This is a genomic window from Phenylobacterium glaciei (assembly GCF_016772415.1).
GTDB classification, from domain to species: domain Bacteria; phylum Pseudomonadota; class Alphaproteobacteria; order Caulobacterales; family Caulobacteraceae; genus Phenylobacterium; species Phenylobacterium glaciei.
In genome coordinates this window covers 1,068,209-1,082,379 of the sequence record NZ_JAGSGD010000001.1, presented here as the reverse complement: position 1 = coordinate 1,082,379, position 14,171 = coordinate 1,068,209, and the positions used below count along the sequence as shown (strand labels likewise).

Here is a 14,171-nt window from a genome sequence, read left to right as displayed (position 1 = left end):
ACCCGAAGCGGACCTAAGCAGTCACCAGATTATCTCCACGCCCATAGGCAGGGAGCCGCCCCGAAGCTGCATGAGTTTCCGTGTGGTCGGGTGAAAAATTGAAGCAAGTCTTGATCGGTTGGGAATTCGCCAGAACCCGCTCACCGCTGACCGCAAGGTGATATTTGACCCGAAGGTCGACCGTCCCGCTTAGGCTCCGCTTCAAGGTCAAGGATTGCAGCTCTCGCAGCGCCCCGGGTCCGCCGTCGTGGCGCAAGTCGCCTGGCGCTCCTGTCGGTAGTCGCAAGCCTGGCAGGTCAAGACCTCCGCGCGGATCACATGCGTCGGCTCCCCGCACCATTCGCAAGGCAGACCCGTAATGCGTTCGGTGACATCAAATCCGGGGTGTTTGCAGGCAGGGCATTCACTGCGAAACCGGCGAACCAGGTCGCTTGCCGCGCGCTCGATCGCGCGCATCCGCGTTGGATTGCGGTGGGCGCGCATATCCGCCTCGACGAAGGCCGCGCCGCATGTGGCGACGACCTGGCCAACAGCTATTTCCAGAGCAGCGTGGTCGATGACGTCCTTGAACAGGGCGAGATCAGGCGCGGGCTTCTCGTCGACACAGCCCATGACGATCAACCCATGTTCGGGAAATCTAGACCGTTCAGCAAAAGCGACCGCTGTTTCCATGTCCGAGACGACCGCATGGCCATAGTTGGTCTCGAGGCTCGCAAAGTGGCCCGTCAGTTCGAGGCCGCGCTCACGATCGATCAGCAGGACCAGCTCGCGGCCCAAAGCAAGGAAGGGGATATAGGGGTGCGGGCCAAAGCTGCCTTCGCTGGCGATACCCACTCGAGCATAGGGCGCGTACTCGAACCCCGCGGCGATCTTGGCCCTGGCCGCATCAAGTTGGGAGCCGGTCCGCTCGACATCACGGCTGAATGTGCCGAACCGGTCTGTATTCAGGCCGAGCGCCAGAGCGACCCGCAACCCCAGCCCTTCCTTTAGGACTGGCGCGACCACGCGCTCCTTGTCGTGCATCGTAGCGAGCACGGCGATCGTGTCTTTGTAGGGACGATCGTCAGCTGTCATGTTCAGAAATAGCCCTCTCGCTTTTTCTGTTCGAGCGAGCCGCCATCCTCCCCGTCGCTGATCCGCCCCTGCCGCTCGGAGGACGACGCCCGCAGAGTTTCATCGACGACCGCGGCGAGATCGGTCGCTTCAGACTCAACCGCACCGGTGACCGGCCAGCAGCCGAGCGTCCGGAAGCGCACGGTCCTGGTCTGGATTTCGTCGCCGGGCTGGAACCGCATGCGGCTCTCCTCGTCGACCACGACGAAGGCCCCGCCGCGTTGAACGACCGGCCGTGGCGCGGCGTAGTACAGCGGCGCCAGTTCAATCTTGTGGAGCATCGCGTAGGCCCAGATATCCGTCTCGGTCCAGTTGGAGAGCGGAAAGACCCGGGCCGTCTGATCCTTGCCCAAGCGGGTATTGTAGAGCCGCCAGAGCTCTGGTCGCTGCTGGCGCGGCTCCCAGGCGTGGCCCGCGCCGCGAACCGACATGATGCGTTCCTTGGCACGCGACTTCTCCTCATCGCGACGGGCTCCGCCGAAGATAATGTCGTAGCCGCCAAGGTCGAGGGCGGTCTTGAGCGGCTCAGTCCGCATGATCAGGGTATAGCGGTCCCCATGGTCGAAGGGATTGATGCCCGCCGCGCGCCCTTCCTCATTTGAATGGGCGATGAGCTCGAAGCCATGCTTGGCGGCGAAGTCGTCACGGAACGCGATCAGCGACCTGAAATCCCAGGTCGAGTCCACATGCAGCAGTGGGAACGGCGGCTTGGACGGATAGAAGGCGCGCATCGCCAGGTGCGCCATCACGGTCGAGTCCTTGCCCGCAGAGAACAACATGACGGGGTTGCTGGCTTCGGCGACCGCTTCGCGCAGGATGTGGATGGCCTCCGATTCCAGCCATGACAGGTGGGAGATGGCGCGTTTCATAGGTCAGACCGCCATCTTCAGAGACATGCCGGGATCGGCCGCGACGCTCATGGCGGTCCATTGGAGATCGCCGGCGTAGCGCCAGACCATCCTGCCGGCCTCATCGAGGGCGAAGAGATGCAGCCAGCGATTGTCGAATAGCGCGCGAACGCCGTCGTGACGCCTGAGGATCTCGGTCATCGCTTCGCGGGGCGCTTCGATGCAGACAGACAGGCGAAGCGGCTCGTGGACGTAGCGCTCGCCGTCATGGACCGATTGCCAAGGGAGACCGGCCCGCATTACGCCGCCGTTGCCCTCAACGACGCCGATGCCGCCGGTCACGTTGTGCAGGAGCTTGTTGCCGGCGCCGAAGACCTCGGGCGCTACGGTCGATCCGTAATACTGCAAGCTGATCCAGCTCGCGACGACCACAGGCGCGGTCAGGATCAACTCCAAAACGCCGGAGTCATTGTCAGCCTTCCAGTCATAGTCATGAAGGAAGGCGCGACCTTCTAGGGATTTGCCCGTCGTGCGCCGACGTGGGGCTGCGATAAACGCCTTGCAGCCTGCCAGCCCCCATTCCGGTCGCACCTCAGCCCAGTCGCGGCTGCGCCTGGCAAGGCTCTCCCCCGCCCCCCGAGGCAAACGCAAGGCCCGCTCGCCCCGCGCGACATCGCCCGCGGCCGCGAGCCAGGCCCTCGCGGCGCTTAGGTCAGGCCCATGGGAAATGGACGGGAGGTCCTCGGCATAGAGCGTGACCGCGTCCGTCGTCGTGTCGTGCAAGGCGCCGACGAAAAGGGCGTCGTCCGGAATCTTGATTCCCTCAAGAACCAGACCTCTGCGCACCTCCGCGTCGTTCAGCAGTGCAGCCAGCAGCCGCGCATTTACGTCACCCGGATATCCGCCACATGCGCCGCAATGCAGTCCGCTTGCATGGGGGTTGTTGACGACGTTTGCGCCGTGCCCGGCCAGCAGCACGAGCCTTGCAAAGTTGGTCGTCAGCGACATGGCCCGCAGCACCGTTGCGGCCGCTTTAGTTCGAGAGTCGCGGTCGAGAGCGGGATCAAGACGTGGCGCAGGATCGTTGGGCGCCCGATTGCTATGCAATCCTAAAGCATCGCCCACAAGCTTGCCGACATAGATTGGTCCCGTCGCCTCGACGAAGGCGAAGGACGACACGGCGGCCAGCTTGAACCGACCCCAGGCCCGCTTGGCGCGGGCCTTGAACCGCGCAGACTGATCTGCTGCAGCGTTCTCCGACCTGCCCGAGCAGGAGGTAAGGCCGGGATTCAGCAAGACAGGCAGCCGCAGTTCCTGAACGTCGGAGGCAAAGCGCCGATGTGAGGCTGTCAGGCCGAAGAAGCCGGCGAACCCCAGCGTCTGAATATTTGGATTGACCGATTCCAGCGCCCGCCGGAACACCTCGGATCGGACATCGATACAGAACGCGGCCTGGAGCAGAGGTCGCCCCCCCGTCGCGACACTTCCCGGCGCTGCGAGCGTGTCGGCCAAGGCCCGTTGCGCCGCGCGTTCAGACGCTTCCTGCAGGATGGCGTCCACGACATGGTCAGCTGTCGGTGTGACCGGGGTCGAATGCGAGGCGATGACAGCCTTCCATCGGGCTGCGATCTTGTCCTCATAACGGTCGAGCAGAGCAGCTTCCCAGATCAGGCGGATGGCCAGAAAGTCGGTGATCGTCGCGTCCGCGCCGCGGCCGAGTTCTGCCTGCCAAAGTCGATATCGGGCATATTGCGCCCAGCCGCCCAGCGTCATCAGCATCTGGTGGAAGTAGGTTTCCAGAGCCTCGGCTGGGAGCGCGATCCGGCTCACCGCGCCTGCAACTGCGTCTGGCGCACTTTCCGGGGCATCCGAGACGCGGGTCGCAAAACCTCCAAGGCCGACAATCTCGGGCGTCAGATCGTGGGTGGCGACGGCGCGCCAGGCAGCGTAGGCGCCTCGTCCGCGTGGGGCGGCCCAGAGCGCCTGGCCCTCGTCGAAGTATCCGGCCGCCCAGGCCCCGAAGCGCTCCGCAATCAACCCCGGCCAGTCGATCCCCGACACCTCGGCGGCGAGATCCGCGATCGTTGGCAGCGCGCGGGCTGTGGGTTTCAACACATGGGCGGCGGACTTGAGCGCGGCGAGGCTCGCAGGACGCGGCGCCTCCAGCGCGCCGGCCAAAGCCTCCGACAGATCGCCGTCAGTGATGACGCCGCTTGCGATCCGCTCCTGGTACCAGTTTCGGGGCATGGTGACCGCGACACCCGCCACCCGCGCCAAGCGCGCGCCGACGGTGGCGAGGTTCTCATCGGCCTGGCCGAGGAACGGATTGACTGCGACGCTCGACGCTAGCGGCCAGACCGGAGGGATCGCGCGGGCGGCGCGATCGGCGGCGGCGTCCAGTTCCAGGGCGGCACGCAGGATGAGAGTCTCTGAAGTCGTCATCTGTCGGGCTCCGGACAGTTCAGGTTGCGTCGCGCAGACGCCAGCCGCGGAGCAGCCGGTCGAACACCGCGTTGGCGTAGAAGCCGTTGGAGAGATGCACGCGCAGGCCTGCGGCGGCGGGGTGATAGGCCCAGAGCGGGAACATCGCCTGGACCACGGCCACAAGCCCGAAACTGATGACCGCGAGCACGATCAGCGCCCATTGCAGCGGCCCCGGCGCCGGAGCTGCGGGGAGGACGCCGGCGGTCAGCCAGACGGCGAAGACCTGCAGCCCGAAGTAGCTGACCGAGGTGGCGACCGCGTAGCCGATCGTCCGCTGGGTCAACGCTCTGGGCGCCGCGTCCGCCAATCCTTGGGCCAGCATGTAGGCGACTCCGAAGATCAGAATGGCGCCCAGCGCGATCTCCTGCGGCGACTTGTGCTGGAAGCCGAACCCGAACCCGACGACGGCATAGATCACCAGCGCCAGGAGGAAGGCCCGCCCGACCGCGCCGGCCTTGGGAATGGCCACGGGACCGGGCCTGCGGTTGGCGGCTATCAAGTCAACCGCACCGCCGGAGGCCAGGAACGAATGGGCCTTGTAGAGCGAGTGGGCCACGATATGCAGCAAGGCCAGCGGGAAGAGCCCAAGCCCGCACTCTAGGATCATGAAACCCATCTGAGCGACCGTCGACCAAGCCAGCGAGGTCTTCACCGCAGGCTGGGTCAGCATCACCAATCCGGCGAAGAGCGCGGTGAACCCGCCGACCATCACCAGGACCGCCAGGACGCCCGGCGCCAGAAACATCACGTCAGCGAAGCGGATCAGCAGAAACCCCCCGGCGTTGATGACGCCCGCGTGCAGGAGCGCGGACACCGGCGTTGGCGTTTCCATCGCCTCGGTCAACCAGCCGTGCATCGGGAACTGCGCTGATTTCAAGAGGGCCGCCGCCGCCAGGAATCCGGCCGCGGTGATCGCCAGTCCGCCGCCGTTTCCGGCGCGCGCACTGCTCAGGATTTGCGCGATGTCGGCCGTGCCGTAAGCCAGCGCCAGCAACACCGCCGCTGAGATCAGCGCCGCGTCGCCAAGACGAGCGGCGACGAACTTCTTCGCGGCTGCGCGCTGGGCGGCGAGGCGGTCCGGATAGAACAACAGAAGCCGGTGCAGAAAGAGGCTCGTCGCAACCCACGCCAGAACGAGCTGGACCAAGTTACCCGACAGCACAAGGAGGAGCACCGAGGCCAGGGTCATGCAGAGCCAGCCAGTGAACGCGCCCTGTCGCGCCTCGCCGTCCAGATAGGTTGCGGCGTACCGCACCACGACCCAGCCGATGAACGAGACCAGAAGGAACATCACGGCGCTGACGGCATCCAACCGGATTGCCAGACCGACGCCATGCAGCCCGAGCAGCCGGCTGTTCCCCGATCCGTGCAGGATGAGCAATCCGGCCGCGACCGCCGCGACGACAAGAGCGACAAGGGCCGAGGCTTCTGCCAGCCGAGGTAGCATGCGAGGCCTACGGCCAGGGATCGCGAAACCGACGGCGGCGCTTATCAACAGCGCTAAGGGTGCGACAAAGGGTAGGAGATCGATTGGCAAAGGTTTCCCCTTCAGCGCATCCAGCGGCTAGGGGGACGAGGTAGCCGTGCTGCCAAACGGAGGAAAATTCATTGTTGCGGCCTAATCGTTCTGTTTTATAGAACGATATGAAGAGCCTGAACTTCAACCATCTCCGCTATTTCTGGGCGGTCGCGCATGAGGGCAGCCTGACGCGAGCGGCCGAGCAACTGAACCTGTCGCAGTCGTCGCTATCGGTGCAGATCCAGAAACTCGAACACCAGATGGGCCACCCGCTGTTCGAACGGGTCGGCAAGCGGCTCGTCCTGACCGAGGCGGGTCAGATCTCGCTGGACTATGCCGACACTGTGTTCCAGGCCGGCGACGAGTTGATGAGCACCCTGGACGGGCGGCCGCAGGCCAGCCGTCAGGTCCTGAGGGTCGGCGCGCTGACGACCCTGTCGCGCAACTTCCAGCTTGAGTTCCTGCGCCCATTGGTCGGTCGCGCGGATGTGGAGCTGATCGTGCGTTCCGGCACGACACGCGACCTTTTCGCGCAGCTCGAAGCCCATGCCATAGACGTGGTTCTTTCCAATAGCGCCGCTCAACGCGACGCCCGCGCGCCGTTTCGCAATCACCTGCTCAACCAACAGCCCGTCAGTCTCGTCGGCCGGCCGAGGCCCGACAAGCTTCCGTTCCGCTTCCCGGAGGATCTTCGCAGCGAGCCGATTCTGCTTCCGAGCCTCGACAGCGACATTCGGGTCGGGTTCGATCGTCTGCTAGATTTGGCAGGCATCCGGCCCATCATCCTGGCCGAAGTCGACGACATGGCGATGCTGCGCCTGCTCGCCCGCGAGCGCGAAGGCGTGACGCTTGCGCCACCGATCATCGTGCGCGACGAACTGGAGTCCGGAGTGCTGGTCGAGCACTGCCGGATCCCGCAGCTTACGGAAAGCTTCTACGCCATTATTCAGAACCGCCGGTTCCCCAATCAGCTTCTTGGCGAATTGCTGGCCAGGTATGAGCGGCCTGATCCCTCTCCTTCCGTCGATTGACCAGACCCGTGGCCGCTGTTCCCGCACGCTGATCGTCGCACAAAGCCCAGCAACCGCAGGCTATTGGCGTCTAGTGATGGAATATTTTGTCTCTTGACGCCTATTGATGCTAAATGACGCCTATCCGGTCGCACTCGCGGTTGGACACTTGGGATTGAGGCTCGCCTGGCCATGCTCCGCAAACCGCTCCTTACCCTGCAGGAGACCGCCGACCTTCTGAAGCTGAGCGAAGCCACTTTGAGGGGGCTGATCAAGGCGGGCGACGTGCGCGCTATTCGGATCGGGCGGGAGTGGCGGATCGCCGTGCGTGATCTCGAAGAATTCCTCGACGCCCACGCCAATCGAGCGCCTTCAGCGCACCTGTCTGAACCGCGCCCATGAACGATAAATCCAACGACCTTGTCCCGAACTTTGACGGGGAACCAGATCGGCTCGACAAGTCCCGGCTGCCAAGCCGGCACACAACGGTCGGCCCCGAACGCGCGCCCCACCGGTCATTCCTCTACGCCATGGGACTCTCGAGCCAGGAGATCGCCCAGCCTTTCGTCGGCGTGGTGACGACCTGGAACGAGGCCGCTCCCTGTAACATGACGCTCTCGCGTCAGGCCCAGGCCGCGAAGCGCGGCGTGACCGCTGCCGGCGGCACACCAAGGGAATTCACGACCATCACCGTCACTGACGGCATCGCCATGGGCCACGCCGGTATGAAGGCGTCTCTGGTCAGTCGGGAGGTCATCGCGGACTCGGTGGAACTTTCGGTCCGCGGCCACTGCTATGACGCGCTTGTCGGGCTTGCGGGCTGCGACAAGACTCTGCCGGGGCTCATGATGGCGATGCTTCGCCTCAATGTGCCGTCGGTCTTCCTCTATGGCGGATCGATCCTGCCGGGCCGGTTTCGCGGTAAGGATGTCACGGTGCTCGACGTCTTCGAGGCCGTCGGCGCCCACGCGGCCGGAACAATCTCCGATGCGGATCTCGCCGAACTGGAAACGGTCGCGTGCCCGTCAGCAGGGTCTTGCGGTGGACAATATACCGCCAACAGCATGGCCTATGTCTCCGAGGCGATCGGTCTTGCCCTACCAGGCTCGGCCGGAACGCCGGCCCCCTATGAATCCCGCGACCGATACGCAGAAGCCGCAGGCCGCGCGGTCATGGAGCTCCTGAAGAGCGGCATTCGGCCGCGAGACATCGTCACCCGAAAGTCTCTGGAAAACGCCGCCGCCGTGGTCGCCGCCACGGGAGGGTCGACCAATGCCGCCTTGCACCTTCCCGCCATGGCGCACGAGGCCGGGCTCGAATTCGATCTGTTCGACGTCGCGGAGGTCTTCAAGAGAACGCCGTTGATCGCCGATTTGAAGCCGGGCGGGCGTTACCTCGCAAAGGACGTCTACGATATCGGCGGCGTTCCAGTGGTTCTGAAGGCCCTGCTCGATGGAGGTTTTCTGCACGGCGACTGCCTGACCGTGACCGGTCGGACTCTGGCGGAAAACCTTGCAGAGGTTCGCGTCCCCGACGATCAGACCGTGGTCTTTCCAACCGACCGCGCCCTTTCGCCCACGGGCGGGTTGACTGGACTGAGGGGCAACCTCGCGCCGGACGGCGCAATTGTGAAGGTCGCTGGGCTTCACAGGTTAACCTTCAGCGGACCGGCCCGTGTGTTCGATCGCGAGGAAGACGCCTTTGCCGCGGTCATGGCCCGCCGCTATGCCGCCGGCGAGGTGATCGTGATTCGCTACGAAGGTCCGCGCGGCGGACCTGGAATGCGGGAAATGCTCGCCACCACCTCCGCCATCTATGGGCAGGGCATGGGCGAGCAGGTGGCGATGATCACCGATGGTCGCTTTTCGGGCGCAACAAGAGGCCTTTGCATCGGCCATGTCGGGCCGGAAGCCGCGACCGGCGGCCCGATCGCCCTGATCGAAGATGGCGACATCATCGATATCGACGCAGACGCCGGTATCCTGTCGATCCGGCTCGACGAGGCGACCCTGGCGGCGCGACGGGCCAACTGGTCACCACGCAGGCATGGCTTCCAGTCCGGCTCAATCTGGAAGTACGCGCAGACCGTGGGCACCGCCCGGCATGGTGCGGTCACCCATCCCGGCGCCGCAGCCGAGGACCACGTCTATGCTGACATCTGACATCGACGCCGTGCCCGGTGAGGCCCGTAATTCGGCGACCCGCCTGACCCTTCGGCGACCCGACGACTGGCATGTCCATCTTCGCGATGGGCCGATGCTCGCCTCCGTCGTCAACTACACGGCCCGACAGTTTGCACGGGCCATCGTCATGCCTAACCTCAGTCCGCCGATCACCACGATCGCAGCGGCGAAAGCCTATCGTGATCGAATCCTGGCCGCGCTTGAACCAGGACGGGTCTTCCAACCGCTGATGACCTGCTATCTGACCGACACGATCGAGGCCTCTGAAGTCGAGCGTGGTTTTGTCGAAGGCGTGTTCACCGCCTGCAAGCTCTATCCCGCGCACGCCACGACGAATTCGGATCATGGCGTCACCGACGTGCGGAAAATCTATCCTGTGCTTGAGGTCATGCAGAACATCGGGATGCCGCTGCTTCTACATGGCGAGGTGACGGACCGCCATGTCGACATCTTTGACCGGGAAGCGGTCTTTATCGAACGCATCCTCGGCAAGCTGATCCGGGACTTTCCGGGCCTGAAGGTTGTTTTCGAGCACATTACGACGGTCGACGCGGTGGCCTTCGTCGAAGCCGGAGGCCCAAATCTGGCAGCGACCATTACGCCCCACCATCTGGCAATCAACCGAAACGCCATGTTCGAAGGCGGGATTAGACCGCACTTCTATTGCCTGCCGGTCGCCAAGCGAGAGACGCACAGGCTCGCCTTGCGCCGGGCGGCGACCTCTGGCTCCGCCAAGTTCTTCCTGGGCACGGACTCCGCCCCCCATGCGGTCGGCGACAAGGAGTCGGCGTGCGGGTGCGCGGGAATCTTCAACGCTCCCTTCGCGCTGGAAAGCTATGCGACGGTGTTCGATGAAGAGGATGCGCTCGGGTCTCTCGAAGCCTTTTCGTCAGAAAATGGTCCTCGCTTCTACGGCCTGGCACCCAATGAGAGCATGGTCATTCTGGAGCGATCTCCCAGTCTAGTCCCCCTGACCATTGCAGCAGCCGCCACTGCGATCGTGCCGTTCGGCGCCGGCGAAACTCTTGCTTGGCGCTTTGTCGAACCATCGGTGATTTAGACCGACCTGAGTGTGCCGCGGGTCAGGCTGGAAAGGTCCGCTATTGAGGTCACCGTCAGGACTGCTTTCCACCCGCTGGCGACATGCGGAACGTCTGCCTGCGGACGCATTCCCAATGAAACTGTATGATTCAGCCGGCTGGGTGGGCGCTGCCAGTCGGAGGTGAGCCATGGCTCAAATCGACCTCTTTCGCATGCCCAAACGGCCCTGGAATTCAGGGCGCATCATTGGGGCGAAGCCCCCGCTCAAGCCCAAGCACATATGGGGAATTCGCCAGCAGTTGAGGACCGCGGGTAAGGTCCGGGACCTGGCTCTCTTCAACTGCGCTCTGGACGCGAAGCTTCGTGGGTGCGACCTCGTAAAGCTCAGGGTCAGTGATGTTGCGCCCGGCGGGATAATGCGGGACCGAGTCACGGTCATCCAGCAGAAGACGGGCCGGCCCGTACCGTTCGAGATCACTGACGCCAGCCGGGACGCGCTATCTGCGTGGCTGGCGTTGCGCGGAACGCGCGCGGATGACTGGCTCTTTCCTAGCCGTTCGCGTCCCGGCGACCACCTGACGACACGTCAGTACGCCAGGCTTGTCGGTGAGTGGGTGACCATGATCGAGCTGGAGCCCCGCGCCTACGGCACGCACAGCCTGCGCCGAACCAAGGTGGCCCTGCTTTACAAGAAGACCGGCAATCTCCGCGCCTGCCAGCTCCTCCTAGGTCATCGAAAGCTAGAGAGCACGGTTCGGTACCTGGGAATCGAGGTGGATGACGCCCTTGCCTTGTCAGAGCAGATCGAAATCTGACCGTACCGGCGTGCCGCTTGGTGGTCGCCTCGGTCCACCAAGCGGACGTTGTGCACGACCTAGATGGGTGGCGAGCGGACCTTGGGTGCCGACGACCAGGCACCCCCGCCGACCTCATCAAGTCCTCCACCGATCTCCCTCCGATCCGACACCCGGCCACCACCCCGTCATGGCTGAGGTGTTGCGCATTGCAGACGGCGCGCTTACCGCCGTGATGCGCTCCAGGGCCGCCTTCGCCTGGGCGCCACCGGGCGCGCGCAGGTCAGGCGCATGGAAGTCCGCCACCCGGACCTCCACCCAGTTCTGGTTACCCTGGCCGACCGCCATGCTGTCCCCGTCCCCGACGTAGGCCACAGGGCCGCTGAAGGTGGAGCCGGGTGCCAGGTAGGGGGCAGCTGGTCGCGCCGGACACCGGGGCCGCTCATAGGTGAGCAGGGGCGGCTTTACGGGCTTCGCAGCTCTGCTGGTAGGGTGTGGAACCGGAGACGCTTGCGGCCGCAGAGTGCGGCGGCTGAGTCCTTGCTACGTACAGCGGAAATCGGCCACTTGGCACACCCGAGGAGGCTCGATGAACTGGAGCCTGCGGCCGCCGTTATGTGGCTATGACCATTCACTCTGAACGCCTCGGGCAGGGGCGACCGCTCCTGATGGTGCATGGACTGGGAGGCAGCGTCCGCTCGTGGGACATGATAGCCCCGGTGCTCAGCCAGTCGCGCCAGCTCGTGCTCATCGATCTGCCGGGGCATGGCATGTCACCCTCCATCCCTGGACGCCAAACAGTCGCCGCCTATGCCGACGCGATTTCCGCCTTCATCGAAGAGCAGGGACTGAGCGGGATCGACTTGGTTGGTAGTTCAGTTGGGGCGCGGCTGGTGTTGGAGTTGTCGCGGCGAGGCGTGGGCGGCAACTGCGTCGCGCTCGATCCCGGCGGCTTCTGGCAGGGCTGGGAGACGAAGTTCTTCCAGACCACCATCGCGGCCTCGATAAAACTCGTGCGATGGCTTCAGCCGGTTATGCCCTTCCTCGCGCGCCACGCCGCAACACGGACGCTGCTGCTCGCCCAGCTGTCGGCGAAGCCCTGGAAGCTCCCTCCGGACGTGGTCCTGACGGAGATGCGGACCTTCGCGGCAACCTCGGTCTTCGATGACGTGGTGCGCGAACTGGCCAGTGGGCCTTTGCAACATGGGACATCGTCCCCTCCGGGCCGCGTAGCAATAGGCTGGGGTTGCAACGACCGTCTTCTCCTACCGCGCCAAGCCAAGCGCGCCCAAGCCGCCTTCCCTGGCGCGCGGCTGCAATGGTTTCGAGACTGCGGTCACTTCCCGCAATGGGACCAGCCGGACGAGACGGTTCGATTGATCCTGGAGACGACTGGCTGACGCATCAGAGCCTCTGAAGGGGTGCTGTCAGTTTAAGGTCAACATGTCTCCGGTATTGGCGTGACGCCAGTCGAAGGAGCCACCCCGTGACACCGATTTCCTACAAGCGTCACCGATTTCCGCCGGATAAGCTTGCCGTGGCAGCACAGCAGGCGGGGGCGCACCCTGCGGTGCTAGTTCAGGAACCCAGGGGCGAGCTTCGCCGTTTGACGATGTGAGGGCTGAAGACACCGGACCGCGTTCGTAAGCTGTCGGCGTTGCGTAGCGGCTGTCTCAATCAACGGCGCTGACGCCCTGCTTGGAGCTTCCGGTGATGAATCCTGGCAACTTGGGCAATCTCCAGGCGTCTCCTTCGAATGAGCAATCGACAGAATATGCCCGCCTGATTTCGGCCGTCGCCTTAGGGCGTGACCGGGACGCGTTCGCGCAGTTGTTCAATAGCCTCGCGCCCAAAGTGAAGAGCTACATGATGCGAAAGGGCGTCGCTCCGGATTTGGCCGAGGATCTTGCGGTCGAAACTTTCGTCAAGCTCTGGACCAGGGCCGCCACATTCGATCCGGACCAAGGAAGCGCCTCGGCGTGGATTTACACGATCGACCGCAACACCTACGTGGACGGGTATCGGCGAGATCGCCCTGCTGCCAACTTCATCCACCTGATGGGCGATGCGTTGGGGCCGGTGACGCCTGAGGACGCGTACCTCAGCGCCGAGCGCGAGCAGCGCCTACGATCAGCTCTGCACCAGTTGCCGACGACGGAGGCCCAGTTGCTTCGGATGTCCTATTTTCATGACAGCCCTCACGGCGAGATCGCCCGGGTTTTGGGCCTTCCCCTCGGAACAGTGAAATCCCGGCTACGGCGTGCGCTCAAGCGCCTGCGCGCTGTTCTCGTCAGCGCGACGGAGCCGTCAGCGAACATGACCTCGGATCTTCCCTGCAACAACCGGACGTTCCGAACGTCGGCCTAGGGTCGTGAGCCGCCCTGACCGCAATAGGTCTGCAATTGAAGCTGTGGATGGCTCTCTACCATCCGCGGGAGCATGAGCTCCTGCAGAACAGGAGGAGAGCCGCCCACAGCTTCAATAGCGAGCACACGCCTCCACGGCTAAGGTATGAGCAGACGGTGGGGGACGCCATGAGCACTACCCCCCGTTAAAGACCGTCGGTTAGCGCTCTCTGAAGTTGGGCTGGCAAGACCCGAGCGCGGCTTCCAGCATCTCGTCACTTTACCTTGAAGGGGACTACGCCGGTCATCCGGTGGCCGTCGCCCGAGGCGGCATGCCAGTTGATTTTGTAGCTGCCCTTCATGAACGCGCCCTTGGGCTTACCGGTGATGGTTTTCCCATCCTTGGAGACGGTCGTCTTCACCGGGATCTTCATGCTGTTGTGTTCGACCATCACGAGCTCGAATCCTGAGAAGGCCGGCGCAAGCTTCTCGGTGAAAACCAGGGTGATGACTTTCGGAGCGGCCACTAAGGCGTCTGCCGCCGGATTCGATTTCACGAGCTTTGCATGCGCTGCGGCCTGACTGCCCGCGAAGAGGGTGGCCAGAGCCAAGGCGATCGCCGGCGCGAGGTGCGGTCTATTGTTCATCTTAAGATCCTCATGGGTGGTCGGTCAGTTGGTAAAGGCGCCGCACGGCGGACCCCTCGCGTGCCCAAGTGCTTTGCGAGTCTTAGGCGTAGGCGAGTCGGGGCGGTGCGCCCGGAAGCGCTCCGCCCGCATCCTAGCGACGATAACCGTAGCCGCCGTCACGGGGGCGATCGTTCCAGTCGTCCTG

The 14,171-nt window shown here is 64.2% G+C and carries 12 protein-coding genes; 7 read left to right on the top strand and 5 right to left on the bottom strand.

The window, feature by feature from the left end; translation table 11 throughout:
• Nucleotides 1-207: 207 nt before the first annotated feature.
• Genes JKL49_RS05205 through JKL49_RS05190 form a run of 4 tightly spaced genes read right to left on the bottom strand, consistent with a single transcriptional unit; the run spans nucleotide 208 to nucleotide 5,892 of the window.
• Nucleotides 208-1,074 (bottom strand): DUF6671 family protein, encoded by an 867-nt coding sequence (locus JKL49_RS05205; RefSeq protein ID WP_215338715.1) that lies wholly within the window; start codon nucleotides 1,072-1,074, stop codon nucleotides 208-210.
• Nucleotides 1,075-1,076: 2 nt separating this feature from the next.
• The gene (cysD, locus tag JKL49_RS05200; RefSeq protein WP_215338713.1) at nucleotides 1,077-1,982 is read right to left on the bottom strand and encodes a sulfate adenylyltransferase subunit CysD; all 906 of its coding nucleotides are present in this window, start codon (nucleotides 1,980-1,982) and stop codon (nucleotides 1,077-1,079) included.
• Between the two features lie 3 nt (nucleotides 1,983-1,985).
• Complete coding sequence (locus JKL49_RS05195) at nucleotides 1,986-4,403, bottom strand: YbcC family protein (RefSeq protein ID WP_215338711.1); 2,418 nt, start codon at nucleotides 4,401-4,403, stop codon at nucleotides 1,986-1,988.
• Between the two features lie 19 nt (nucleotides 4,404-4,422).
• Complete coding sequence (locus JKL49_RS05190) at nucleotides 4,423-5,892, bottom strand: proton-conducting transporter transmembrane domain-containing protein (RefSeq protein WP_215338709.1); 1,470 nt, start codon at nucleotides 5,890-5,892, stop codon at nucleotides 4,423-4,425.
• Nucleotides 5,893-6,089: 197 nt separating this feature from the next.
• Between JKL49_RS05190 and JKL49_RS05185 the strand changes: the two genes are divergently transcribed.
• From JKL49_RS05185 to JKL49_RS05155, 7 genes are all read left to right on the top strand, one after another.
• On the top strand, nucleotides 6,090-6,995 hold the full coding sequence (locus JKL49_RS05185; RefSeq protein ID WP_215338707.1) for a LysR family transcriptional regulator: 906 nt from the start codon (nucleotides 6,090-6,092) through the stop codon (nucleotides 6,993-6,995).
• A 171-nt stretch (nucleotides 6,996-7,166) separates the two neighbouring features.
• A complete protein-coding gene (locus JKL49_RS05180; RefSeq protein ID WP_215338706.1) occupies nucleotides 7,167-7,376 on the top strand; it encodes a helix-turn-helix domain-containing protein in 210 nt (69 codons plus the stop codon).
• Nucleotides 7,373-9,136, top strand: a complete 1,764-nt coding sequence (gene ilvD, locus JKL49_RS05175; RefSeq protein ID WP_215338705.1) for a dihydroxy-acid dehydratase — start codon at nucleotides 7,373-7,375, stop codon at nucleotides 9,134-9,136. The genes JKL49_RS05180 and ilvD overlap by 4 nt, the downstream gene beginning before the upstream one ends.
• The gene (gene pyrC, locus JKL49_RS05170) at nucleotides 9,123-10,217 is read left to right on the top strand and encodes a dihydroorotase (protein ID WP_215338704.1); all 1,095 of its coding nucleotides are present in this window, start codon (nucleotides 9,123-9,125) and stop codon (nucleotides 10,215-10,217) included. Before ilvD ends, pyrC begins: the two co-directional genes overlap by 14 nt.
• A gap of 169 nt (nucleotides 10,218-10,386) precedes the next feature.
• Nucleotides 10,387-11,013, top strand: a complete 627-nt coding sequence (locus JKL49_RS05165; RefSeq protein ID WP_215338703.1) for a tyrosine-type recombinase/integrase — start codon at nucleotides 10,387-10,389, stop codon at nucleotides 11,011-11,013.
• 647 nt (nucleotides 11,014-11,660) lie between these two features.
• Nucleotides 11,661-12,392: an alpha/beta fold hydrolase gene (locus JKL49_RS05160; RefSeq protein WP_249778029.1), complete on the top strand. Its 732-nt coding sequence runs from the start codon at nucleotides 11,661-11,663 to the stop codon at nucleotides 12,390-12,392.
• Between the two features lie 313 nt (nucleotides 12,393-12,705).
• Entirely contained in the window at nucleotides 12,706-13,359 is a 654-nt protein-coding gene (locus JKL49_RS05155; RefSeq protein WP_215338701.1) for a sigma-70 family RNA polymerase sigma factor, read from the top strand.
• A 253-nt stretch (nucleotides 13,360-13,612) separates the two neighbouring features.
• Here JKL49_RS05155 and copC read toward each other — a convergent pair whose 3' ends face one another.
• Nucleotides 13,613-13,984: a copper homeostasis periplasmic binding protein CopC gene (gene copC / locus JKL49_RS05150; RefSeq protein WP_215338699.1), complete on the bottom strand. Its 372-nt coding sequence runs from the start codon at nucleotides 13,982-13,984 to the stop codon at nucleotides 13,613-13,615.
• Between the last annotated feature and the right edge of the window lie 187 nt (nucleotides 13,985-14,171).